The sequence below is a fragment of the Marinobacter arenosus genome, from assembly GCF_019264345.1.
Lineage (GTDB): Bacteria > Pseudomonadota > Gammaproteobacteria > Pseudomonadales > Oleiphilaceae > Marinobacter > Marinobacter arenosus.
Genome location: NZ_JAHVAO010000001.1, coordinates 635,671 through 659,954 on the forward strand (window position 1 = coordinate 635,671; position 24,284 = coordinate 659,954).

A 24,284-nucleotide genomic window follows, 5' to 3' on the forward strand; every position below is an offset into this window, starting at 1 on the left:
GATGATTCTCATGATGCTACCGAAAACGTCGCCGTTCAGTCCCCCCGCCGTATCGCAGTGTGATCGGGAGAGCATATTGGAAGCGTTTTATTTCGGACCGTCCGAAAGCTACCTGTTCGGGGCGTTCCATTCCAGACATGGTATGAGCCGCAATGAGGGGATTGTCCTGTGTAATCCATTTGGCCAGGAATACCTGAGGGCTCACAAGTCCATACGCCGGTTGGCAATCAATCTCGCGAACCTGGGCTACCCGGTTCTGCGTTTCGACTACCGGGGCACAGGCGATTCAGCGGGGGACATCAACGGCGTATCAGCCGATCAATGGGTCAGGGATATTGGACACGCCATTCAGGAACTTCAGGACATGGCTGCCGTGCCCAAAGTCGCTCTGATAGGCTTGCGGCTGGGAGCCCTGCTCGCCGCGAAAGCAGCTACCGAGAACGCTCAGGTGTCCCGCCTTGTGATGTGGGATCCCGTTGTAGACGGTGCCAGCTACGTTGAAGGCATTCGATCCGCGATCGTTGGCGCCCAGCCACTGGGCAGTCGCTCCCGTGTGATCACCTCGGACGGAACCCTTCATTTCAATGGATTCAGCATGCCCCCTCTTTTTCAGGACTCCATCTCGAAATGGCACCTTAAGACACTGGCCGCAGATGTCCGGGTTCCCATTGCTCAGATCGTCTCTCACGAGTCCGATACCTTTGCGGACCTGAAACGCTTGTTGTCCGCTCAGCAGGGCTTTTACTCAGAACTGGCGCCGGCGCCTCACGACTGGAATTATGTCGACCATGTTGGAGGGATTCTGTGGCCAAAACCGGTGATCGATGCAATCGAACAGTATTTTGGTCGGACAACGTCTTCATGAAGGGAACATCATGCGCGAACGGGTAGTCACAATTGGGGACCACCTGCCCCTGGTAGGCATCTTCTGTGAACCTGATGCAGATCGGGTGTCAGACCCCAAGACGGCCGTCATATTGCTGAACTCAGGCGTAATCCATCGCGTCGGCTCCTGCCGCTTGTCGGTAACGCTGGGACGAGCCCTGGCCGATGAAGCAGGCGTTCCCACGTTTCGGTTCGATTTCTCCGGCATCGGTGACAGTGACGCGCGGCGTGGCACCCTGACAGCGAACCAGGCCGCAATTGAGGAAGTCCAGGAGGTCATGGATTACCTTGGGAAATGGAAGAAAATTGATCGTTTTATACTCTACGGCCTTTGCTCAGGCGCTTTCGCCGCCTACCGCACCGCCATCGCAGACCGGAGAGTTCTGGGTACCGTGCAACTGGATGGCTACTGCTACACGACCTGGAAAAGTCACATGATGCACTATTCGCCCAAGCTGCTTTCGCCCTCCCGCTGGGTGACCTGGCTGTTGCGCAAGCTCGGATTACGCAAAGTCAAAAAAGGGGCTGAAGTATCAGGAATTGAGGAACAGTTTTTTGAAGTGCCGGATTTTGCCAGCTACCCGCCCAAAGAAGACGTGCAGCAAGGTCTCAAGACCCTGAATGACAGGGGGTTGGAGATGCTGTACGTGTTCCTCGGCAACGAACACTACAAATACCACAAACAGTTCGAGGATTGCTTCAACGGTGTCTCGTTCAAAGACAATCTCACCGTCATTCACCGCCCCAACGCAACACACATACTTTCTGAACCAGAAGATCGGAAGCGTGTCATTGAGGCTATTACGGACTGGGTAAACCAGAAGTTGCCCGCTTATTGAGTGATTCTCATCAACAGCCATGGAAACAGCAGCTCAGGCGCCCAACCAAGCTAGACCGGAACTAGCCGCACTGACCTCTTTACGGGGGATTGCCGCGATTCTTGTGATGTTCCATCACTTTATGTTCGTCCTACTCCTCGACATCGGACGAATAATTCCGTCCAAGCTTTTCTATAAGTCCTACCTTTGGGTCGACCTGTTCTTTATCCTGAGCGGTTTCGTGCTTGCCTACGTCTACCAGAACCATTTCCGCGCCGGGGTTGAAGGTTCAACCTACCGACGGTTCATGCAGACACGCTTCGCCCGTATCTATCCGTTACACCTGTTTGTCCTGCTACTGTTCGTCGGATTCGAGAGCCTTCAATGGCTTCTGAGTGCGCTGGGCGCCGAGGGCATGGACAACCTCACAGATCCCTTCACCAGTGATCAGAATCCGGAAACCCTTATTACCAACCTGTTCCTGGTGCAAACGCTGCATTGGAAGGCTTACTGGAATCAACCGGCCTGGTCCATAAGCGCGGAATGGATCATTTACTTTTCGCTGCCGTTCCTGATGCGCTGGCTCCTGCCTGTCGCCCACAAAAGCCCTGCTTTCCTGACCGGGCTGGCGTTGCTGCCGCTGGCCATCATAGAGTGGCATTTTGGCGACCTTGGCCTTGAATATGCGGGATGGCCGATGCTGGTCCGCTGCCTCAGCGAGGCGACGCTGGGTTTGATGTTATTCCGGTGCTATCAAGTGGGGCTTTTCAATAACATTGCCTCAGGCCGGCTGCTTATGCCGGCCCTGGCCGTGAATCTGGTCCTGCTTGCGCTCCCCATTCCCGGCGTCATTTCCGTCGCCGGATTTATGTGGCTGGTGCTCTGTGCTGCAAGACTTCCAGGCTCCGAGCCGCACCTACTGAATCATTCGGTATTGGTTTATCTGGGCAAAATTTCCTACTCCATTTATCTCGTTCATTGGTTCATCATGGACTTGTTCAGGGAAACCATTCGGTTTTTTACGGGCGTCCCCGTGAGCGAGGCACTTGCTTTCTCGGATCAGCTCTTCGTTATGGCAGGGCTGACGTTGATTGTCCTGGGATTGTCGCACCTGACCTACCATCTCCTCGAAGCCCCAATGCGGGACAGGCTAAAGCCAAGACGTTACCCGCAAACCCAGCCCTACAAAGTCTGACGGGAAATTCTATTTCTTCATCAAAACCCATTTTATAAAAGCATAAAAACTAACCTTCAGATTTATTTATCGGAGCCCTGTGCCATGCTTCAGTGAGTTATCCCGCCTTTTCCAACCATGCCTGAGGATGCTCTCATGGTCAGAAATAATAGACTCTTACTTCTGTCTGTATCGAGCTCACTGTTCGCCGGTTGTGCAATTCAAGCACCTATGGATGTCGAAGAGCTACCACCGCCGGCGGCCGGTGATTTCTTGGAGCACATCATTGATCGGGAGGATATCGGCTTCTATGCCGACGGCGATTGGAGGGTATCCAGTTCTATTTCGGGTTATCAGGGCAGCGACTATCTCATCGTGCCTCCGGGTCAGGGGAACAATGTTGCAACCTGGAACCTCAATATCATAAGAACGTTTGATATTTATGCGAAATGGTCCTCGACATCCAGGCGTGGATCGAACGTGAAGTACACGGTTCATCACCTGGATAACAGAAACAACCTGGTGACCGAAACTGTAGTCGTCGACCAGCGAGAAAACGGCGGCGAGTGGTTCAAGCTGGGCACCTATCGAATGTCGACATTAACCGGGCGGGTAACGGTAAATGACGATGCAGATGGTTACGTCGTGGCCGATGCGGTTCTTTTCAGAGAGGTGGGCGTCTCAGGCGGTGAAGTGACCGACGACTCTGATGGTGACGGTATACCTGATGACTGGGAGCTCTCTTATGGACTTGATCCGAATTCAGCAGCGGACGCTGACTTCGATCCCGATGGCGACGACCTAACCAACCTGGACGAATTCCTAACCCAGACCGACCCAACGAACTCCGACACGGACGGCGATGGCACACCGGATGGTTATGAAGTTTCGTTCGGGCTTGACCCGACGGCCGATGACTCCGGAGCCGACTCTGACAACGATGGATTCTCCAATATCGAGGAGTTCAACGCAGGGACCGACCCAACCGATGCCACAAGCATTCCAGACACCAATTCTGTCCTTGTCTCCTGGACTCCACCCACTCAACGCACCGATGGCAGCCCGTTAAGCGAGAGTGATATTGCCCAGTACGAGCTCTCTTACCAGTTAACAGTCGTAGGAGATGAGATCACCGTAGACAATGAATCCAGTAATTTTTCGAGCTCTGGAGGCGGACGCACCTCCAGCGGCTACAGTGGTTTTATCGGAAGCGACTATTTCCTCATGGATCCGGGTTCCGGCGAAACATCGGCTGAATGGCGCGTGACAAATCTGGTGCCCGGAACCACTTACGAGCTTTATGCACACTGGGTTTCATCAGGTCTGCGAGCGTCCAACGCGACTTACGAGTATACCTACACTAACAATAGCGGGACTCAGACCACCGACGCAGCGACCGTTGATCAGCGCGAGAATGGCGGTTCGTTCCAACTGCTGGGAACCTTCACACCGGGCGATAGCGGGGTTGTAGTACGTATCGATAACAACGCAGACGGCTACGTGGTTGCCGATGCCATCCGGGTGAGCGCAGAGGGGGCTCCGGCACAAACCCAGTTGATTGAGCCAACCGGGACGAACACCTATCTGGTCAAAGACCTTGATGAAGGTGAATGGCAATTCAGGATCAGGGCCATTGATACCGATGGCGTGGCCGGCGAGTATTCTGGTGTGGAGACCAGTATTGTCCAGTAACCCGGTGCAGGTCTAACTGCAGTGGTCTAAAAGGACCGACAGGTGGTGCTTTCATTCACCTAGTGGCTAGATTGGCCCTTCAGTATCCGGGCAACAAGCGCGACATCCTCCGCTTGCACATCCTCATGGCACGGGAGAGTGAGCAGTCGGGCAGCAAAGTCCTCGGCAACAGGGAAACGGGCCGGTCCGCATATTTCTTTCAGCCCCTCGATCCCCGGCAATGCCTGCCCATAGAAACGGCTAGCCCCAATCCCCGAGTTATTGAGGGCCAGGAGGGCCTCGTCACGTAGACGTTGCGTGGGCGCGAGCAGACCATAACGAATCCGCGGTAGGTTGGGTGAGCGAGAACTATCTCCCAGTATTGTCCAGCCAGAACGCTCCAACCCCTTCAACTCTCGATCGTATAGTGGATAAACCAGCGGGCGGGCCCGAAAATCGTCTATGCCCGCATGAACCAGTGATTCAGGTAGCGCAAGGCGGATGACAGCCGAACACTTATGATACTTGGTGTCACCGATCCCGAAAAAAGGAAGTTTCTCAAGGACAAGATAGGGAATTCTGGCCATGAGCAAATGGAAAAGTCTTCGCTTGAGTCGCCAAACCAATCCCAATCTCGCTTCCATACGGGGAAATTGGTCGATGACAGACTTCGATTCTTCATAAATTTCATTCCTGACCAGTAAGGCTCCGCCTCCCATTAAATTAATGGGCTTCCCCCTTCCAAAACTAAGAATCACTGCATCGGCCCACGCACTCTCAGTGCTCGCCGGAGGGAAACATTGGGCGGCATCCTCGATCAGAAAAAGCCTTAGCTCACGGCAAATTTTCGAGAGTATGTCCAGGCGCTCGGGAGTACCGAGCAATGCTACCGCCACCACCGCTACCGTTCGAGTTGTCACCGCGCCACGTAACTGTGATTCATTCATGAAGCCAGTGCCGGGCTTGAGATCAACCAGAACGGGTTTCCCTCCCCCGGCGATGATCGCTGCCACCAAATCCGGACAACCGTAAGCCGGGATTATGATTTCAGGCGCCGAAACCGACTTTTTCCGGGAAGCGGCAAAGGCGACCGCCATGGCTAGTGCCTGGGTGCCGGAGGCCGTGAATTCAGCGCGGTAGTTCTGATGCCAGGGGAACTGACCCGTGCTCAGTATTTTATGAGCGACTGGAATCCGGCTACCCACCGGTCTCAGTTTGCCCCACATGGACCTGCCTCCCCGGCCATTAGCGCTTCGAGGGAGTCCATACAGTCATCCTTCGGCCCGTCATGAAAAACACCGTTGCGTGGGCAATGGCAACGTTAACCTGAACAAAAAAATAAGGGATCTTTCCCCACGCCTTCTCCCTAATGGCAGGTACAAAACGTGCAGCAATAACAAGACTGTAAAATGCAATCTGACCGATGAACGCCAGAACATAGACCAGCCCCGCCCCCGAAAGAAGCAGAGAGGTCACCAGCAAAAGCACTTGAAACCAGGGAACCGCCCAGCGCATAACCTTGTGTCCGAACACTTGGAATGCAAACAAGCCGAACCGTTTTGGATTGAGAACTTCCATGTGACGGCTCAATGCGGTTAATCCCCGGATCACGGTTCGTATCTTCCGCTGATATTCTTTGGAGGGGTCACTCACATCCTGATAGTAGCCAAGTACATCGGGAGCAGTAACGGCCACCAGTCCCTTCCTTGCGCAGTTCAGCGCCGTGTTAAAATCACTGGGCGAATAAATATCCCAGTCGCTCTCACACACCTCTTTCCTGGCCGCGAAAAAAGAACCACTGAGGCCTACAACTCCGCCTCGCTCTGATTCCAGACCTCGCAACCACATTTCATAGCGCACATACGCCCCTTCCCCGACAATGCTGCCGTCTCGGCTTACAAAACGGTCCTCACTCGATACCGCACCGACTGCCGGGTCCTGAAAATAACGAACCATTTTATGAAGTGCATCTTCAGGGATTGAGGTCGCAACGTCTGAAAACACCAGTATCTGGCCTGATGACTTCATGATTGCCTGCAGTTGCGCATGCTCCTTACCCTTTCGCTCCTCTGCGCGGGCAAGAAGCACGTTATTTTTGGAATACTCGGCTACGATTTGATCCGTGGCATCCGTGGAGCAGTCGGACGCTACGATAATCTCAAGATCGGGGTAATCGATCTTCAGGCAGTTTTCGATTTTTTCGCGGATTCGGGATTCTTCATTGTGAGCCGTAACGATGAGTGACACCGCAGGAGCTTGATCGTGAGGGCTGGGCCGAAACTCAGCCTTCGTTTTGCGTTTGGGGACAAGAGCTAACAGGACAGGATAAATAAAATAGCTAAACGCAACGCCAAAGGCGGCCAACCAGAACAAAAAAACCAGCATCGCTCTCAATCCCTGTGAACCGGCATTAATGACAACTCCGCCTTCGACTGGCAGAATCATGGTTACAGACTATACAGGGACGCTAAAGCCAACACCACTGGTGGCTTTCATGGAGGCATGGTCTTGGCCTATTTACGATCTGCTTTGAAATTCTTCGTCATTGCAGCGCTTGCAGTGTATGGCTGGCTGAAAGTCAGACTGACATCTCAGCCGACGCTCATTATTCTGACCTACCATAGGATCCTTCCCAGGCATCATCCGGACCGCAAGTTCGAGCAACCCGGGATGGTAACCGACCCGGAGGTTTTAAAGCGCCACCTTCACCTCATGAAGTCCCTCGGGGCGACTCCAATCCATCTCGACGATTGGCTGGCAAGACGGGCCCGCAAAGAGCCATTACCCAGGCTTTCTTTGGTCCTGACATTCGATGACGGCTGGAGAGACAATTTTCAGTACGCCTACCCTATCCTCAAATCAGAGAATGTGCCGGCAACGATTTTTTTGGTGACGCGCCTTGTCGATACAAACGACGTTTTCTGGCCGGAGCAGATTCTTAAACTGCTCACGTCAACGCCCCTCAGTGAGGCAGGACCGCAATACCAGTGGCTCACGCCCTACTTGCCGAATGGGGAGCCTAACCAAGCTCCTCTGACACTGAGTCAGGCTGATCAGGTTATAAACCGACTGAAAAGCCTCGATGACGCCACGATTCTGAACCACCTCAGTGACGCCAGCCCAGGATCCTCGTCTCCGGGCACCAGCGAAGACGACAGGTCGATCTTGAATCGCCAGGAACTAACGGAAATGGCCTCAGGCGAACTTTTTCGCTACGGAGCGCATACCCAGCATCATTTCCGTCTGAATCGTCTTGATAACCCCTCGACACTCAGGCGGGAAATTCTCGGTTGTCTGGATGACCTGAATGACTTCGGTAAAGGAATAGTGCCCATTTTTTGTTATCCCAATGGGGACATCACTGGAGATGGCAGAAAGCTGGTTGAAGATCGCTATCAAGCTGCCTGCACAACCAAGACCGGGTGGAATCCCGGAAATCGGGATCCGTTTGACCTACACCGATTCAATCTCCATGACGGAAACAGTGGCAGTACCAGGTATCTATTGGCCACAATTGGTCGGGGCATTCTATGAGAGCGGCGAGCATTCCCGGTGTTGTCACACATGTCGTATCCGGGGACCTGTGGGCCGGCGCGGAAGTCCAGGTCTATAGCTTGTGTCGGGCATTGAAAGCCTCCAACGAACTTAACCTGACCGCTATCGTTTTTAACGAGGGCATACTCAGTCAAAAACTTCGGGAGCTCGGCATCCCCGTGGACCTGGCTGACGAATCCCGGCTGAACGCACTGCAGATGATCCAGGTAATACGGGATCACTGCCGGAAACACCAAACACAACTGCTCCATACTCACGGATTCAAGGAAAACATTCTGGGAATACTTGGCAAAGATCTGGCGCATGTCCCCTGTTCAGTCCGAACTGTCCATGGCAATCCGGAGTCCGCCTTCACATTGAGATCCCCTCACAAGTGGCTGGTCCAAAAGCTCGATCTTTTCCTTGGTCGTTTCAGGCAGCAAGCTGTGGTGGCCGTATCGACACAGTTAGAAGAAAGCCTCTCGTCTGTATTTCCCGGCAAGGTACACAAAATATTCAACTTTGTGGATGTCGAGTCTATCCGGGCTCAGTGGCCGAAACCGGTCAGGCAAGCCGAGGAGCCAACACGGTTGGGGATCATCGGACGTCTGGCTCCGGTAAAGAGAGTGGATCTGTTCATCAGAACAGTTGCCCTGCTGAATCAGAGGGGCGAACACTGCAAAGGAATCATCATTGGAACGGGGCCTTTGGAGAGTGAAATGCGGGACTTGGCTGAAAGCTTGGGCGTCGCAACGAACATTGAATTCAAAGGCTTTGTGAACCCCGCCTTCAAAGAGCTCACATCGCTGGATGCCCTACTGATGACATCGGACCATGAAGGTCTGCCACTGACGCTTCTAGAAGCCCTCTCGCTTGAAATTCCGGTTATCGGGCATCGAGTCGGAGGTATTCCTGAAGTGCTCGACCAGGGAGCCTGTGGCTGGCTGGTGGACGAGCAAACACCGGAAGCCTATGCGTCAGTTACGTCTATGGCCCTCAACTCCTGTGAGGAGCGCGCACGGAAATCCCAGAGAGGATTGGCACACGCCACCGATAATTTTGGAAAGCAATCGAATACAGAGAAGTACATGGGGCTCTACAATAGATATAGAGGGCTTAGCGAGGTCGAAGCCACCTAGATGCTGATCCAGGAATTTACACTGCCCGGAAACTCCGAGAGCAACACGGATCGTTAACTTGTTAGTGAATAACAGAGTATAGGGACAATGCCAAAAATTCTCATGTTATCGGATATAACCGGACTTGGACCCGATTACCATGTCGGGGACGAGGCAATGGCGGAAGTTGCAATAGAGCGACTCGGAAAGTTAGTCGGAAAGGAGAACCTGATACTGGGCTGCGCCAGCCCTGAGCGGGTACCGGAAACCTACGGAATTCGCGCCTTTGCGTTCTACCACATGACGGACAAGCAGTTCCGTAGCTTGCTCTGGAAGAAACCATTGTCCTATTTCAAAGCCTTTGCCATGAATGTATACCAAGTGGCGCGTTGCGACAAAGTCGTCATTTGCGGTGGCGGCAATATGACCAGTGTCTGGCCCGGGGTTCTGGAAGCTCGCCTGAGGCTTTTGAAAGTCGCCAACTTTTTCAAAAAGGACGTCATCCTCGTCAGCCAGACAATTGGGCCGTTTGAAGAGTCACACAGAGAAGCCGTCGATCAGGTACTGCGCAAAGCAAAATGGATCGGTGTCCGAGACGTCAATTTTTCTCACACACAGGTCAGCTCACCCGTTCAATTTGCCCTGGACGATGCCTGCTATCTGGAGAAACGTCACAGCGAATACAGCCGATCAATCAGTGCAAGCAGTGGTGACTTCGCCTGTATCTCCATGCGGAAATTTGGGGGGATGGATGACTCTGACGTGCTCCGGGTGGCTGCCGCCATTGAACAAACGGTTCGATCCCATAATCTAAACACCGTCTTTATTCCTCACCATGCACCGATGGGCACCAAGGGTGACATCGCGTTGGCGAATCATATAAAGCATCTATGGAAAGAAGAGAGCTTCCACCTCGTTAACCCTATACCTCTGGCGTCCGAACTCAAAGCTCTCACCGCAGACAGCCAGTTTGTTATATCCATGCGTTACCATCAGCTCGTATTCGCCCTGTCGATAGGCATCCCAGCAGTCGGAATATATGTCGATGAATATACCCAAGCGAAGCTTACAGGGTCTTTTGAAGCCCTCGGACTAAAGCCACTGGTCACCTCCATCAACCAGGTTGATCAAGAACTGAACGACCTGGTGTCCGAGGCTCTGGAATCCCGGGAAAAATTTGCAATCGCCGCCCTCAAAATTCAGCAGGAGGCCAAGACAGTCAGCGAACGCCCCTACAGGCTACTGGCAAATGTTTTGGAGGAACCACTCGCCGACTCGATTGGCAAGCCAACGGAGGCAAAGGGCTCGTGACCGGAATGATGGTTCTTTTTCACTGTGAGTCGAACCCGGGGTATGCAGCATCAAGTCACGAACACACGTTCCTTGAGGTTGCGAAAGATCTGGTGGGCGACATTCAAAACGTGCACTACGCGTACTCCGATCTCACCGGAGGAATGACCTCTTCTCTTCCCACCGATCTCACCAACATCCTTCACCTCGATACCCAGTGGTCAGATCCTGATCACCTCAAGAGCGTTGAGTCCTATATCCGGAAACATCGTATCCAACGCCTCCTCGGATTTGATCAGCCAGTCTCACGCCCAATGTATCAGGCTCTGCGGAGGGGCGGTGTAAAGACATTCGTCTCCTACTGGGGGGCCCCCATGAGCTCGCTGAACAGCGGCCTGAAACTTCTTCTAAAAAAGCTGGAGGTTTCAACCAAGCGATACGGTCCCGATCATTACGTTTTTCAGTCTGACGGAATGCGTGATACCGCCGTGAATGGGAGGGGAATCCCATTCTCGAAAACCTCCATTGTTAAAACCGGAATAGACACCAAGAAGTATGCGCCCGACCCCTCAAAACGTTGGTACGCCCACGAGTCCTTTGATATACCAAAGGATCGAAAAATTGTTGTGTTTTCGGGACATATGGAGAGACGCAAAGGTGTGCACGTTATCCTTCAGTCTGCGGAAATCCTGACCCGCAAGCTACTACATAAGAACGTTCAGTTTCTTATTCTCGGAAACCGGCCAGGAGAGCGTGAGAATTTTCAGGCGTACCTGCAGGACCCTGAGGTCAATGAGCATATTACTTTTGGCGGCTACCGATCCGATGTACCCGACCTCCTTAAGAGTTGCTCCGTTGGAATGATCGCCTCGGTGGAGTGGGACTCTTTCCCCATGTCGTCACTTGAAATGGCAGCAACAGAGTTGCCACTCCTGGTATCGGATCTTCCGGGTCTGAATGAGGCGATAACAGACGACACTGGCAGAAAATTCCCCGTAAACGATCATGTCGCCGCAGCTGAGCAACTGAATAGTCTTCTCAATCAGACAGACCTTCTGAAAACGATGGGTAGAAAGGGCCGTGAACGGGTCATTAAACACTACTCCAGAACCGCTCAAGCGAAGGGCATAATCAATATTTTCAGAGAACTGGAACGCGAGCAGGAGCTTGCGCTGTGAGCCAAGCGCATCAGATGGTCAAGCACTCAACGATCTACGCTGTCGGAAATATATCCCGACAGCTTGTTGGGTTTTTGATGCTGCCGATCTACACGAGGTATTTAACCCCTGCCGACTATGGTGTTATCGGCCTTCTGGTCTTCTTAGTAAGCCTGTTTGAAATCATTCTAGGTGGCCACATGTTTCAGGCCGTACCGAAATTTTTTCATGAGGAAGATAGTAAAAAAAGAAAGAACTCCGTCGTGACAACCGCTTTCTTAATTACATCTTTCTTTAGCGGTTTCGCCTGTTTGATTATGGCCGGCTTTTCAACTCCGATATCTTCGCTCGTTTTTGGAGATGAAAAATACAGCATCTATATAATTATCTTTTCTGCATTAATACTGACCCACGCTTTGGAGCAGTATAGTCTTACTTATTTGCGAATAATAAAAAAGCCATGGACATTTTTTAATTTTAGCATGGCTAAGCTTGCGCTTCAGTTAAGCCTGAACATTCTCACAATCGTTATACTCGACTGGGGCCTGATGGGGCTTGCTCTGAGTAGCCTTATATCTTCAGTTATTATATCTGTCATATTAACAGGCTACACTTTTTATCATACTGGCTTCCATGTGACAAAATCATTGGCCGTTAAGATTTTAAAGTTCAGCTGGCCATTATGGATCTCAGGTCTGATCGGACTTTATATCGGTTCGTCCAATCGTTATTTTATTCGTATATTCTCATCCCTGGATGACGTGGGACTTTTTGAACTGGCAGCGAAATTTGGTGCGATTGTAGGCGTCCTGATCTGGAGTCCATTCTCGCAATACTGGCAAACGGAACGCTTTGCCATAGCCAAAACGACGAATCCATACCCGGCTTACTCACTAGCGTTTCGTATGATTACCGCACTCTTGCTAATTTCTGGCATCAGTGTGAACACGTTCTCCTCGATCATCATTCAGTTTATGTCTGCCCCACCCTTCCACCCAGCCATTGATGCCGTCCCTTTTTTGGTGTTGGCAGGGGTTTTTCAAAGCTTGACGATCTTCAACAATTTCAGCTTTATGTATAGAAACCGGACACTCGAGTTAACCAAAAACAACATCGTTACAGCCATCTTGATCACGGTATTCTATTTAGTTTTAATACCGGATTACGGTTTTGTAGGGGCATCGGTTGCGCTGGCGGGCGGATCCATTGTTCAATACACGTATGCGCTACATACAGCAAATAAATTCTACCCTCTCAAGATAAGCCAGAAATCACTTTTTACTGGCATCATAGCCCTAGCGCTTGCGGCAACAGTTGATCAGTCATTTATTAGTCAAGACTTATCTTTTTCAACTATTTCTAGCAAAATCTTACTAACAGTAACTTTCTCGGTTATTATACTTTTCTCATTATTCGAGAAACAGGAACTCTCCGGATCTAAAAACTATTTGATTGGCTTTTTCAGGAAACACTAAAATACTGTTCAAAAGTTCCAACATAGAACCACCAGACACGCCTTTGCTTATGGAAACACAGCCACACCATCAATTTCCTTATGGTAACTTTTGTTTAATAGTGAAGAAAAATTAACGACTAAAGCCAAAACAGCCTTACTGAACAGGGTTTCCGTACAGAGTTTCTTAAAAACAGAAGGTTATATAAACCCGTCTCTTAGACGACTCAGGCAGTGAGAGTTTTATTGTCTGAAAACGACAGAACGAATAATTAAAGTTGCGACGTAAACCGGGAAATTTATTGCTCTGGCTAAAGGACAATCAGCTATAATTGTTCCAACGTCAAACCGCGTTTCTGCCTCCGCATCAGACACGCCTTCCAAGTCCGCAACATGGAGAAAGTTAACATGAAACACTCCAATGTTTTGGTCAGAGCAACCGCACTTTCGCTGCTCGTGGCCCTATCCCTTCCCGCTCATTCCTGGACACGAGCTTTGACATTCGAGCAAGGTGCGGTCGGTTCCAAAGCGCAGAGCGACGGTGACCAGGATTTCGATGACGCCGCCGGTGGATCCTATATTACTGACGAGCGCGTTCTGACCGGAAGCAAGGCCGCTAAGCTGACTGTGACCGGAGGCTCTACGGCCTTTGGGGAATGGGGAGGAATCATCAATTACCCGGAACTGTTAAGAAAGGGCGATGAGGTCTGGTTCAGCGTCAACACCTTTTTCCCAGAGGGATTCAACTACGATTCAACTGGCGGAGGCGGTCACCTGAAATTTCTCAGGATTCATGCACAGAAGAGTGATGGTTCCAACTCCGGCTACAACGATTGGTATATGAACCCGGAAGCATCCACCGTGCCGCACAAGTTTATTTACGAAGGACAGCAACAATGGTTTGAGTTTGGAGCGCCGTCGGATGAGGTTCAACGAGGACGTTGGGAAACCTACGAGATGTATATCAAGTTTGATAATGTTCCCGTCGACCAAGGAGGAACCGCCATTGTTCGGGTATGGAAGGACGGAAGGCTACTCCGGGAAATCACCGGGGCTGAGACGCTAAACAGCTCATCCGACACGTCTGACAGGGCTCACCTTTTCACATACTGGAATGGCGCTGCGCCAAAGACCCAGTTCATGTATGTGGACGATATTGTGGTTACGTCGGATACTCCCTCCAACCGGGACGCTAGCGGCAATCCAATGGTTGGCGGTGCCAGCAGCGGTGGCGGGGCGCCTGGTGTGCGCCCAGCGGCACCACAGCTCAACGTGGAATAGATCATTTCTAGAAGGTATTCTTATGACCCCCACGATCAGGGATGATGCAGTCTGGGTGACATGGGAGCGGCAAACCAGGAACCGCTCAGCAAGTGATTATTTTAACGTTCCGCTTTACGAGGTAATTGAAGAAGGCCCCGGTCGCGCTTCGCGGTATTTAAAGAGCGCCGTCCGAACCCTCGCTATTGTGGGACAACAAAAACCACGCTATCTCTTTGCTCAGAACCCTTCCATTGTTCTGGCGCTACTCGCCATTGCTCTTAAACCATGGCGAGGAGTCAAAGTAATCATCGACGCTCACAACGCCGGAATTCACGGGCCCGAAAACGGTGGTAGGTTTCTGCCGAGGATAAACAGATTTATTATCCGAAAGGCTGACGCCGTTATCGTCACAAACTCGGAATTGGCCGAATTCATCACCAAGTGTGGCGGCAATCCGATCATTCTGCCCGACCCTCTTCCCAACCTTGAGAGGAAAATGTTTCCGGCGGAGCGCGGTGGGCCAAAGAAACTAAAAGCATTCTGTATTACCTCTTGGAGCGAAGACGAACCCTACCAAGAAATCCTTGAGGCGGCCTCTGCTTTTACTGATGAGGTCCAGTTCTTTTTTTCGGGAAACCATAAGAAAGTCAGATCGTTGCGTAACAACACCATTCCATGCAATGTCAATCTTCTCGGTTTCATCGACGAAAACGCTTTCCACCACCACCTGTTTTCCGCAGATTTCTGTATCGATATGACCAAGCGGGCGGATTGCATGGTGTGCGGAGCGTACGAAAGTATTTCCGCAGAGAAACCAGTGATTCTTTCGGATACGCCAGTTCAAAGGCAATATTTCTCAAAGGGCGCTGTTTTTAGCCGGAACACAGCGCAAGATATAAAGCAGGCGATCAATCAAATGGTAAACAGCATTGAGTTCATGCGCCGCGACGCCATTGATCTGAAAAAAGAAATACTCGAAAAGGAAACTAGCCAGAGAACCGTATTAATCTCCCAGATTCAACAACTATAGTTTCGGATCATGCTGATCATAGGGCATCCCGACGTTAGTGATCTGTACATTGCCGAGTCTAGACCCGCCTCAGTTCCTTTCCTTCGCTTTCCTGCCCAAGCCGATGCATTTTTTTCTTGCGACGGCTTGGGACCAAAACTTCCGAAAAAACGATATTACTCGCGCATACGAACAGAGCAAAATGGATCCAGAGGAATGGATAATACACCACAGAGACAAACTGGCCGGCAACAACAAAGCCAATCACAGATATATTCAAATATGAAAAGATCGTTGTAAAAAAACTACTCTCTGCGTTTTTTTTCAACATCTTCGCCACTTTCCTCGTTCTCAATAAAGCATAGGAAATCATCACCAAATAAAGTAACAATGCGGGATATCCAAGATCCGCCCCAACTTGTATAAAGATATTATGAGGGAGTTCGGCCGATTCGTATAACATATCCTCGTAATAGGCGCGCTCATAAAATGGGACATAGTTAAAGTAACCTACACCAAGCCCTGGGTGCCGGTTCATCATATCTATGCCGTTTTCCCAATATAGGAGCCTCTGAATCGAGGTTCTATCATCGCCTGCCACCTGAAACCGATCTTTCTGCTCTTGAGGCAAAACGGCCCAAAGAAGGGATAGGACGACTGCACACGAAACCAAAACCTTTGGCCTGAAAAGGGATCTGGAATTAAGAACTATCAATTGAACAAGCAGCGCAAGCTGCGCGCCCCGAGAACTCGCGCCAAGAATGACCATCATTGCCGTAAACGGCATTAATAAAAGAATAAAATATTTAGCCTTACTAACATGCGGCTTCAAATAAAGAGCAAATGCCCAGGCAATAGGCCAGAAAACCAGCATTTGAATGGCGAGCTCTCCAGAGTTCTGAAAAAAGCCCGGCGGCCCACTCAACCCCCAATCAGTAAACGCAAAGCCACGCTTCGCCCATGTTATCGAAAGCGACAGCGATAGTTTGAAAGTTGCCAAAAAGAAAATACAAATAAATATAAAAAACCGTTTTTCGGTATTTACTATACTAATAATAAGAAAATATATAACAAGCCAGGTATAAAAGTTTTCCAGCCGCTCAAAAGCGAACGATGGCCAGTAGGCAAAGGCGCTTGATAGTAGAATTATAATAAAGAAAAGTATGAGCCAGATGTTTATAGGTGACGAAACCCATTTTACACTCTTGTCGTTAAAGCACCCTATGAACGCTCCAAGCACTGCTAACTGTGTCCAGGGAAGAAAGTCGAGAAAGGGATAAATCGACTGCGGTCTTACGTATTCCAGAAACAGGTAAGCGCAGATCATCCAGAAGGCCAGTGATTCAGTTTTGAAATGACGCCACATGGCTCCGATGTTGAGCTGATAAAACTCCTGAAGACTGACCTCCTTGCGCTTTTTAATCACAGATTTTCCTCACGGCTTCCATGATCTTTTGCTCACAGTTGGCAAAAAACTCGGAACTGCAATTGAATGGATCGTGAATATAAGGAGTCGGTCGTCTGCAATAGTGTCCAGCCAAGGCCAGAGAATAGGCGTTGCCAATTTTCTCCTGAAAAGAGGTGATATGGGTGGGTTCCATCAGAACGATCAGATCAGTATCCCGGAACTCAAAATTCCGAACGTTGACTGTCTGATGGTCATCCAGAGTTAAACCACGTTTTCGGGCGAGCTCTCTTGCCCTTGGGTCCGCTGGATGGCCATCGGTGCAATCCAGCCCACAAGACCTTGCGTCACGGCCGAGGCTTCTTGCGTATACCTCAGCAAGTGGGCTTCTGCATATGTTTCCGCTGCAAACGAAGACGACGCGCTGATCTGTTCCGGGAATCAAAGCGGGAAAACGGCGATAGGCTCCTATTTGGGCAAGAAGCCAATATCCAAGGAATCGAACGAAACCATTTCTCGACCCAAACCGCTCATACACCAACCGGTTCACCAGATAATCTCCTTATTTCCGTGTGAAAGTCCCTGAAAGTCAGTTGTAAGTCGTATCATGCCATACCTCAACTAATCAGCGTAAAAGGTCTTGAGAAAACCAACCGAAAAACTCCAGCTCGCATTACGAAACGGACGGATCACGCCGGGAGGCCTGGTCCTAATAGTATTCGACGCCATTATCAATGATAATATAGACCCGCATCGTGAGCTTGGTACCAACAAAGGACGTTGCTATCCATGGAATCCAGAATATTGGTGCTTGATGGGAACCAGCGGGCATCTCTTGCAGCGGTGAGGTCACTCGGGGCCAGAGACTTGTGGGTGGCTGTCGGGGAAAGCTCCGCAACTTCAATGGCTGGTTTGTCCCGTTATTGCAGCAGAATGGTCTCCTATCCGGACCCGTGCGGGTCACCCCGCCTGTTTTTCAAGGCTCTGTTGGAGCTCATCGAAAAACACGATATCTCGTTCCTTCTCCCCATTACCGAGGCAACGACGTACGCCCTGCTTCTGTATCGCGAAGAGCTGCCAGACAGCGTAACCCTACCCTTTCCCAGCACAGAGGCAGTCGAGCAACTTGCGAATAAGAACGAGCTCTTCAGATTCGCTGCAAATATCGGAGTCCCTATTCCCAGCACCTCTTTTTGTGACAACGTTGATGAAGGATTGAGAAAACTGGAGGGGATAGATCGTTTCCCCATTGTTTTAAAGCCTTTCAAATCAAAAATTCTGGAAAACGACAGCATCACTTCAACCAGAGTTCTTATCGCCGATTCCGCGGAAGACGCTCGAGCCCTACTAAAGTCCCACACATTTTTTTCACATCCGTTCACCATTCAGTCTTTTATAGAAGGCACTGGTCAGGGCGTGTTTGCCCTTTTCCACCAAGGGAAAGCGGTATGTTATTTCTCGCATCGCAGGCTCCGCGAAAAGCCGCCCGGAGGTGGTGTGAGCGTCTTGAGCGAGTCCGCCCCATTGGACGATTCGTTGAGGGTATCCGCCGAGAAACTCCTGGAAAGTGTCGGCTGGCATGGCGTAGCAATGGTGGAGTTCCGGGTCGACCACAACGGCACGGGCTACTTGATGGAAGTTAACCCTCGATTCTGGGGCTCCCTTCAACTGGCCATTGATTCGGGTATCGACTTTCCCTGGTGGCTGTACCTGGTTTGTACGAACAAGCGCCCCCCGGAAGTCGTATGGCGACACAGGCGGGTAAGGTGGATACTTGGGGATCTGGATAGGCTTTTCATAGTTCTGAAATCGCCTACGTCCAAATACTCTGCCAGAGAGAAGCTGATTGAGATCTTTCGATTCTTGAAGCCTGGCGCTCGAACCAGGCATGAGGTGAATCGCTGGAATGATCTCAAGCCATTCTGGTTTGAGCTAAAACAGTACGTTCGCGCCTTGAGGGGATGACAATATCCATGGGGTCACCCTACGTCATTATTCTTGCTAACGGACTCAACGGTCTCGGTGCGATACGATCGGCCGCCCACGCCGGGCTCAAATCCTATACCTTGATCACCAAACATTCAGACCTTAGTACCTATAGCCGCTTCAGTGAAAGAACCTTTGTGTTGCCGGCTTCCCCCTCTCTGGGTGACATCAGGCCAATTCTCGACCAGTTGTTCATCGACGAGTCCGGCCCCGGCGTTTTGCTGGCCTGCTCGGACAGCTCTGCCGAATTACTTGGAGAACTCAAGAGCGAAGGCTATGCAAAACAACACCTCATTGTCCCAACAGCGGAAACAACCCGGATACTGAACGACAAGAAATTTGAATGTAAGGCAATGGAAAATGGCGAGATTTCTCTGCCCAAAACTTACTACGAGCTCACCGATGACGCCCCCCAGTCCTTCCCCTTGATTATTAAGCCCCGCACGTTCAGGGATTACCGGATACTGGGCGCCAAAAACGTTATTCTTTATTCAGAGGTGGAATTAGATAACTTCCGAACCCGCTTCAAAGGCTACATGGAACGGTTCATTGGGCAGGAAGTGATTCAGGGTAACGACGACAACCTTTGGGTCTGCAACGTCACCTTCAATCAGCAGAAGGAAATGAGCGCCTGCTTTGTCTTTCAGCGACTGGGGACGATGCCGTCACACTATGGCGTTACCTCGCTGGCTATCAGCAGAGAAAACAAAGAGCTCCGCGAGGAATGCGAAAAGATCGGGAAGGCATTGAATTACTGCGGGCCGGCCATGATCGAATTCAAGAGAGACCCCGTTTCCGGACGGTACTTCTACATCGAAACCAATCCTCGCCTGGGCATGTGCAACTGGTTCGATACACGCTGTGGTATCAACAACATACTTGCCTGCGCTCAAGTTGCCTATGGCGAAAAAGTAGCATTTGGCTCGCAGCGCAATAACCTGGTGTACTGGAATTTTTTCGGTGATTTGATTGCCAGGCTGGAGGACAGAGAAAATCTCCTCTCAATCTTTTTCCTGTACCTGAGGTTGCTCCTACGCCCCAGGGTTGGCGCACTGTTCTATTGGAAGGATCCAATCCCGGCCTGCAAATATTCATGGGACGCTATCAAGAACATCTCGCGCAGAGCCGAAAAGAAGCTACGCAGGAAGTTTAGCTAATCCGCGCACCTTCATCTTGAAAGCTTCAAACCTGTTCACAATCTGGCGAAAATCATCGAAATCGCATGGTAAGGAGAATCTGGGCAATTCGAGACTATTCCGATCCGCCCGAACATAACCGGGAATGGTGTTAAACGCCAGCTTTATTCCGGATCTTTGGAGCCGTTCAATATCGAGCTGATCATAGTCGGACCGACGTCCGGTAGGGTATGCAAAAATATCCGGTAGGTAATCTAGTTCCGCCTCTACCCGTCGAATCGACATCTCTATCTCGGACTGTTTCTCGTCAACAGACAACGTTGAAAGGATTCGATGAGTACAAGTATGCGGGTACACGCCGTGTCCTGCATCCCGCAGAGTTCGCGCATCGCTCCAGGACATCGGCCGGTAGCTTGTGGGAATCTCATGTGGATATTCAACGCCGAGCGCCGGATAAAGGCCCTTTTCTAGCCATGCATAGAGATCACTTTGGCTTTCCTTCTTTAACGTGCTTCGAAGACTATAAACAACGTCGCCGATGTCATCGTGCCGAAGATTAATCGTTAACTCCTTTCCGGAAGGAAGCCTTAAATCGATCACCTCTTTCTTGGAGCGGTGAAGTGCATATGCGACTTGATCGTCCCATGGCCAGAGGTTGCGATCCAGAAAGCCTGTAATCACAAAAAAATTCAGACTATAACCGAACTCCTTGAACACTCGGGCAGCAATATCGTGGTGATCAAAGAATCCATCGTCGATGGTGAACATGACGGACTTTGAAGGAAGTGGTTTGTGGTGATCAAACGCCGCCCGGAGATCATCCATGGAAAGGACCCGATATCCATTCCTGGCAAGGTAGTCCAGATGGGAGCGAAGTATATCTGCGGTCATACATCCGGGTAGCCGTTCTTCCCCAAGGTCGGAGACCCTGTGGAGCATGAACACCGGGACGCTTCCCGGACAAAGAACCTGAAAAAGACCGGTTTCGCCAACTAAGTTGGCTAGCTTCAGAACGAGGTTCTTTAGCATCTTGCCCTAGCCGATGAGTTGTTGATAGAGACCACGGTACTCCTTAAGCATAGTCGCCAGACCAAACTTTTGGCCTGCAATACTGCGAGCACTGGGAACAACCGCTTTTCGAATCTCTGTCGCTGTGAGCTTCTTTATGGCGGAGACAATGGCAGCGGGATCTCTGATGGGAATCAGGAAACCGGTTTTTCCGTCGTCAATAATCTCCTCCGGGCCGCCGCTGCGCGTAGCAATAACCGGTACGCCGGCCATCATGGCTTCCACGGTAGAGATAGAGAAGCCCTCCGAGACAGAGGGCAGAAGAAAAATATCCGCTTGCCTGAGTATGTCGGCCACATCTTCTCGGAATCCGAGCCAGTGAATATTTGGCTCATGCGGCGCCGTGGAGATCTGACGGGTCAACTCTTCGAATAGCCCTTTTCTTTGGTGTCCCACAACCACAAAATGAATGTCGGGATCCGATTCCGCCATGAGTATCGACGCGTTTACCAGATACTCGTAGCCCTTTGCAGGGCGAATGTTTCCGATAGAAACAACCAGGGTTGTTTCTGGCCTCAACCCCAACTCCTGCCGTAAATCGACCCTCGACTCTCCGAGAAACGGTAAATGATCCACTCCGTTATAGATGAGCTTCAGTTTGCGAGCGGGTAGATTGCTTTTGGCGGTAAGTTCTTTCTCCAGACGTTTCGAAACGCACACTATCCTTGAAGCTCCAAGACCGATCAGAAAAAACTTGGCCTTAAGAAAACGCTCTCCGTCAGCAACGTCAACGGCTCCGTGGAACGTCGCAATCATCGGTTTTCGGCAGATTAAGGCCAACATTGCGCCATAAACATTTGAGCCCAGGAGGTGTGCGTGAATCAGTCCAATCTGCTCACTCGTAATTAAATGCCTGAGTGCGCGGATGTAACCAAGGTTAAAACTTCCCTTCGAGTCAATAAAATGGGGCGTGATCCCGATGGAACGCACCTTATCCGCGACCCATCCCTCCCCTCTTAAAACCACCACGTTCCTCAGTTCTGTCTGCTCTAGGGCCCTGAGTAAATCGATAAAGACCGTCTCGGCCCCGCCAGGCCCCGTCGTATCGATCAAATGCAAGATGCTTCTCTCTGGCCGGGCAAGCATCACGGCAGTACCCTGACAATGCGCGGCCCCAAACGGTTCGCAACCCATACCGGCAACTTGCGCCAGGCTGCGATCAGCAGTCGGAACTTCGGATTATTCGGATTAAGTTCAGGGAGTCTCTTGTCATTGGGCAGCACGTAGTCCCAGTAAAGAGCAATCGGGTGGGCGCCCCATTGCTGTTTGAATCGGTAGGTTCCGGCATGCTCAGTGCAGCGACCGAAATCAAAAACCGAGAATTTTTGCTCGACAGCAAACTCAAGGATTTTCCAGTACATAATCATGTTAATCCCTGTGTGGCTGTATCTCTTAAGAGTGGATGCCCAAGGAATCTCCATCCTGTCCCGGTAACCTGTTAGAAATGCACAACCTGCGGCCCTGCCGTTAATGCGTGCCACGACCAGCCAGGCCTGCCCGTCAAGACACGCGAGTAAATTCCTGAAAAAACCGCGACTGTACACCGGTGTCCCAAGGTCACGCATATTGACTGAAAAAACCCGGTAGAACTCATCCAGAAGCTCTGAGCCCCCGATACTGAAACTGCTCAATTCACGTTCGCCACGGCGAATTTGAGCCCTGATTTTGGGTTTGAAGCTATTCCAGAGAGGTTCGCTTTGAGCAGGCAACGACAACCAAAAGGTTACTTTATCTGTTCGTTGAGGAAGGCCAAGCTCATTGTTCTGAAGGAACCTGAGCTCCAGATGCGTGGCGCCTTCCTCTTGTCTCCATTGGTCTGCCGCAGAAATGAGCTCACGGGCTATCTCGGCACTGTCCGCAAGTAACCCGCCATAATTGAAGAACGGCATGGAAACCATGAAATTCCCGAACAAACGGCTTCTGAGCTGGACGACGGGGAGAATACCAACCAACGCACCGTCATCTGTAACGGCGCAGAGATAACGGACCTGATGGCCGTATGTCTGTTCGACAAAGGATGTGACTCGAGGCCGATGCCACACTGATGCACCGGGGTGCTGACCAACATACGCCTCAGCCTTTCCCTCTAACGCTCCGGTACAGGGTATTACCTTGACCGATTTACCTAGGGAGCTGTCAGAGATCGATGGATAAGGCGTAATGGGTTCGGGTACCCATTTTCTATCGGTCTGACCATCGTTGAGCTGCTTTTTGATTAATTTTTGGAGCGCCTTGACCTCCCGGGATACCTCGCGAAGCCCGGAGAGCCAGACATCCGCGTCTTTCCCGGCTTTACGCGCCTCACCCACAAGATGACTCAGCCGCCCCTTCTCATTTTTCAGACCTTCAAGACGACGCTTCTGATCTTCCACACTCGCACCAGAAATCTCGCTTCCCATCAGACTACTCATTTAAGCGCCCTTATACGGCAACAGCCTGGGAAGAAATTTTCGCATCGGACAGAACACTCGATACGGGGCCAAAGCGGAAGTCCCCCAGCAGGCTTTCAAGCCGACTCATGCACTTATCAAGGTTGTTGTAGTGGCGAAAACGCGAGAACGCTTTGACTTTCATTCGTGGCTGCTCAGGATCAATTTCCCAGGGGTGAAGGTAAAAAATAAATGGCTGCCCCGCCCTATTGATCCTCCCCAATCCCCACCGACTGAACCAATAAGGGAAAAGCCTGAAGTAGCCTCCTCCGGCGATCGGTAGCCGATAATTGCCCAAGGGACATGTCGAGAGAGGAAACTCCGTCAATACGCCGCCACCCGGGGCCCTCAACTTGTAAGGCTCGAACGGGGTCCCTGGCATTCCATAACGGTCATGATGCACAGGGAAAATAGAGGAATCCCAGGTAAAGCCCTCGTCACAAAGAATATCCAGCGCCCAACGAGATGCGGATGTGATGGAATAGCTGGCCGCCCTGTAACCGGTTACCGGCTCACCAGTGATATCCTCGAGGATCTTTTTTGACCGGCGCGTCTCTTCGCGGAATAGCTCAGGTGTCTGGTCATAGATTAACTGGTGACTGTAACCGTGACTGGCAATTTCGTGGCCACCGTTCTGGATCCGACGAACCAGAGCCGGCGATCGCTCAGCCACCCACCCCAAGGTAAAAAATGTGGCCTTGATACCGTGGCTATCGAAGAGCTCGAGCAAACGATCGGTATTTGCCTCGACACGGTATTCCATGGAGGACCAGTCATCCCGTTGCACTGCCTCCGAAAGCGCTGCTACCTGAAAATAATCCTCTACGTCGATTGTGAGCGCATTCTGAATCGGTGTCTGCATGGCAGTCTTCCTTGTCTCGCGTTACC

The 24,284-nt window shown here is 51.0% G+C and carries 21 protein-coding genes; 13 read left to right on the plus strand and 8 right to left on the minus strand.

Features of this window, described 5'->3' with window-relative positions:
- Positions 1-76 precede the first annotated feature (76 nt).
- From KXD86_RS02880 to KXD86_RS02895, 4 genes are all read left to right on the plus strand, one after another.
- On the plus strand, positions 77-865 hold the full coding sequence (locus tag KXD86_RS02880; RefSeq protein ID WP_218634582.1) for an alpha/beta fold hydrolase: 789 nt from the start codon (positions 77-79) through the stop codon (positions 863-865).
- Entirely contained in the window at positions 825-1,724 is a 900-nt protein-coding gene (locus KXD86_RS02885; protein ID WP_218634583.1) for an alpha/beta hydrolase family protein, read from the plus strand. The genes KXD86_RS02880 and KXD86_RS02885 overlap by 41 nt, the downstream gene beginning before the upstream one ends.
- Before the next feature lie 19 nt (positions 1,725-1,743).
- On the plus strand, positions 1,744-2,898 hold the full coding sequence (locus KXD86_RS02890; protein WP_218634584.1) for an acyltransferase family protein: 1,155 nt from the start codon (positions 1,744-1,746) through the stop codon (positions 2,896-2,898).
- Positions 2,899-3,033: 135 nt separating this feature from the next.
- Positions 3,034-4,569: a golvesin C-terminal-like domain-containing protein gene (locus KXD86_RS02895; protein ID WP_218634585.1), complete on the plus strand. Its 1,536-nt coding sequence runs from the start codon at positions 3,034-3,036 to the stop codon at positions 4,567-4,569.
- A gap of 59 nt (positions 4,570-4,628) precedes the next feature.
- Here KXD86_RS02895 and KXD86_RS02900 read toward each other — a convergent pair whose 3' ends face one another.
- The gene (locus tag KXD86_RS02900; RefSeq protein ID WP_218634586.1) at positions 4,629-5,774 is read right to left on the minus strand and encodes a DegT/DnrJ/EryC1/StrS family aminotransferase; all 1,146 of its coding nucleotides are present in this window, start codon (positions 5,772-5,774) and stop codon (positions 4,629-4,631) included.
- Positions 5,775-5,793: 19 nt separating this feature from the next.
- Positions 5,794-6,993, minus strand: coding sequence for a glycosyltransferase family 2 protein (locus KXD86_RS02905; RefSeq protein ID WP_228739304.1), 1,200 nt, complete (start codon positions 6,991-6,993; stop codon positions 5,794-5,796).
- A 63-nt stretch (positions 6,994-7,056) separates the two neighbouring features.
- Here KXD86_RS02905 and KXD86_RS02910 point away from each other — a divergent pair, with 63 nt between their 5' ends.
- The 7 genes from KXD86_RS02910 (at position 7,057) to KXD86_RS02940 (ending at position 15,393) form a co-directional block, all read left to right on the plus strand.
- A complete protein-coding gene (locus KXD86_RS02910; RefSeq protein ID WP_228739305.1) occupies positions 7,057-8,082 on the plus strand; it encodes a polysaccharide deacetylase family protein in 1,026 nt (341 codons plus the stop codon).
- On the plus strand, positions 8,079-9,221 hold the full coding sequence (locus KXD86_RS02915; protein ID WP_218634588.1) for a glycosyltransferase: 1,143 nt from the start codon (positions 8,079-8,081) through the stop codon (positions 9,219-9,221). Before KXD86_RS02910 ends, KXD86_RS02915 begins: the two co-directional genes overlap by 4 nt.
- Before the next feature lie 102 nt (positions 9,222-9,323).
- Entirely contained in the window at positions 9,324-10,511 is a 1,188-nt protein-coding gene (locus tag KXD86_RS02920) for a polysaccharide pyruvyl transferase family protein (RefSeq protein ID WP_260523766.1), read from the plus strand.
- Between the two features lie 5 nt (positions 10,512-10,516).
- Complete coding sequence (locus KXD86_RS02925) at positions 10,517-11,668, plus strand: glycosyltransferase family 4 protein (protein ID WP_228739437.1); 1,152 nt, start codon at positions 10,517-10,519, stop codon at positions 11,666-11,668.
- Complete coding sequence (locus KXD86_RS02930; RefSeq protein WP_218634591.1) at positions 11,665-13,122, plus strand: lipopolysaccharide biosynthesis protein; 1,458 nt, start codon at positions 11,665-11,667, stop codon at positions 13,120-13,122. Before KXD86_RS02925 ends, KXD86_RS02930 begins: the two co-directional genes overlap by 4 nt.
- Positions 13,123-13,508: 386 nt before the next feature.
- Entirely contained in the window at positions 13,509-14,381 is an 873-nt protein-coding gene (locus KXD86_RS02935) for a polysaccharide lyase family protein (RefSeq protein WP_218634592.1), read from the plus strand.
- 22 nt (positions 14,382-14,403) lie between these two features.
- On the plus strand, positions 14,404-15,393 hold the full coding sequence (locus KXD86_RS02940) for a glycosyltransferase (RefSeq protein WP_218634593.1): 990 nt from the start codon (positions 14,404-14,406) through the stop codon (positions 15,391-15,393).
- Positions 15,394-15,451: 58 nt separating this feature from the next.
- On the opposite strand, the gene KXD86_RS18990 is transcribed toward KXD86_RS02940, so the two are convergent.
- Both KXD86_RS18990 and KXD86_RS19070 read right to left on the minus strand, forming a co-directional pair.
- A complete protein-coding gene (locus KXD86_RS18990) occupies positions 15,452-16,798 on the minus strand; it encodes an O-antigen ligase family protein (RefSeq protein ID WP_218634594.1) in 1,347 nt (448 codons plus the stop codon).
- Positions 16,791-17,327 carry an arsenate reductase/protein-tyrosine-phosphatase family protein gene (locus KXD86_RS19070; RefSeq protein ID WP_218634595.1) on the minus strand — a complete coding sequence of 179 codons (537 nt, stop codon included), beginning with the start codon at positions 17,325-17,327 and terminating at the stop codon, positions 16,791-16,793. The genes KXD86_RS18990 and KXD86_RS19070 overlap by 8 nt, the downstream gene beginning before the upstream one ends.
- 239 nt (positions 17,328-17,566) lie before the next feature.
- Here KXD86_RS19070 and KXD86_RS02955 point away from each other — a divergent pair, with 239 nt between their 5' ends.
- Both KXD86_RS02955 and KXD86_RS02960 read left to right on the plus strand, forming a co-directional pair.
- Positions 17,567-18,742 (plus strand): carboxylate--amine ligase, encoded by a 1,176-nt coding sequence (locus KXD86_RS02955; protein ID WP_218634596.1) that lies wholly within the window; start codon positions 17,567-17,569, stop codon positions 18,740-18,742.
- A gap of 8 nt (positions 18,743-18,750) precedes the next feature.
- Positions 18,751-19,920 carry an ATP-binding protein gene (locus KXD86_RS02960; protein ID WP_218634597.1) on the plus strand — a complete coding sequence of 390 codons (1,170 nt, stop codon included), beginning with the start codon at positions 18,751-18,753 and terminating at the stop codon, positions 19,918-19,920.
- Here KXD86_RS02960 and KXD86_RS02965 read toward each other — a convergent pair.
- From KXD86_RS02965 to KXD86_RS02980, 4 genes are all read right to left on the minus strand, one after another.
- The gene (locus KXD86_RS02965; RefSeq protein WP_218634598.1) at positions 19,900-20,724 is read right to left on the minus strand and encodes a polysaccharide deacetylase family protein; all 825 of its coding nucleotides are present in this window, start codon (positions 20,722-20,724) and stop codon (positions 19,900-19,902) included. The two genes, KXD86_RS02960 and KXD86_RS02965, sit on opposite strands and share 21 nt — an antisense overlap.
- Positions 20,725-20,934: 210 nt before the next feature.
- Positions 20,935-22,026 (minus strand): glycosyltransferase family 4 protein, encoded by a 1,092-nt coding sequence (locus KXD86_RS02970; RefSeq protein ID WP_228739306.1) that lies wholly within the window; start codon positions 22,024-22,026, stop codon positions 20,935-20,937.
- Positions 22,027-22,052: 26 nt separating this feature from the next.
- On the minus strand, positions 22,053-23,378 hold the full coding sequence (locus KXD86_RS02975; protein ID WP_228739307.1) for a FemAB family XrtA/PEP-CTERM system-associated protein: 1,326 nt from the start codon (positions 23,376-23,378) through the stop codon (positions 22,053-22,055).
- Between the two features lie 10 nt (positions 23,379-23,388).
- Positions 23,389-24,258 (minus strand): XrtA system polysaccharide deacetylase, encoded by an 870-nt coding sequence (locus KXD86_RS02980; protein ID WP_218634599.1) that lies wholly within the window; start codon positions 24,256-24,258, stop codon positions 23,389-23,391.
- Between the last annotated feature and the right edge of the window lie 26 nt (positions 24,259-24,284).

Coding starts and splice junctions, on each gene's coding strand:
- KXD86_RS02915 (WP_218634588.1), top strand. CDS start 8,079: ATGAGAGCGGCGAGCATTCCCGGTGTTGTCACACATGTCGTATCCGGG.
- KXD86_RS02900 (WP_218634586.1), bottom strand. CDS start 5,774: ATGTGGGGCAAACTGAGACCGGTGGGTAGCCGGATTCCAGTCGCTCAT.
- KXD86_RS02975 (WP_228739307.1), bottom strand. CDS start 23,378: ATGAGTAGTCTGATGGGAAGCGAGATTTCTGGTGCGAGTGTGGAAGAT.
- KXD86_RS02925 (WP_228739437.1), top strand. CDS start 10,517: ATGATGGTTCTTTTTCACTGTGAGTCGAACCCGGGGTATGCAGCATCA.
- KXD86_RS02960 (WP_218634597.1), top strand. CDS start 18,751: ATGGGGTCACCCTACGTCATTATTCTTGCTAACGGACTCAACGGTCTC.
- KXD86_RS02920 (WP_260523766.1), top strand. CDS start 9,324: ATGTTATCGGATATAACCGGACTTGGACCCGATTACCATGTCGGGGAC.
- KXD86_RS02940 (WP_218634593.1), top strand. CDS start 14,404: ATGACCCCCACGATCAGGGATGATGCAGTCTGGGTGACATGGGAGCGG.
- KXD86_RS02885 (WP_218634583.1), top strand. CDS start 825: ATGCAATCGAACAGTATTTTGGTCGGACAACGTCTTCATGAAGGGAAC.
- KXD86_RS02895 (WP_218634585.1), top strand. CDS start 3,034: ATGGTCAGAAATAATAGACTCTTACTTCTGTCTGTATCGAGCTCACTG.
- KXD86_RS02955 (WP_218634596.1), top strand. CDS start 17,567: ATGGAATCCAGAATATTGGTGCTTGATGGGAACCAGCGGGCATCTCTT.
- KXD86_RS02965 (WP_218634598.1), bottom strand. CDS start 20,724: ATGGATGATCTCCGGGCGGCGTTTGATCACCACAAACCACTTCCTTCA.
- KXD86_RS02905 (WP_228739304.1), bottom strand. CDS start 6,993: ATGATTCTGCCAGTCGAAGGCGGAGTTGTCATTAATGCCGGTTCACAG.
- KXD86_RS02980 (WP_218634599.1), bottom strand. CDS start 24,258: ATGCAGACACCGATTCAGAATGCGCTCACAATCGACGTAGAGGATTAT.
- KXD86_RS02890 (WP_218634584.1), top strand. CDS start 1,744: ATGGAAACAGCAGCTCAGGCGCCCAACCAAGCTAGACCGGAACTAGCC.
- KXD86_RS02935 (WP_218634592.1), top strand. CDS start 13,509: ATGAAACACTCCAATGTTTTGGTCAGAGCAACCGCACTTTCGCTGCTC.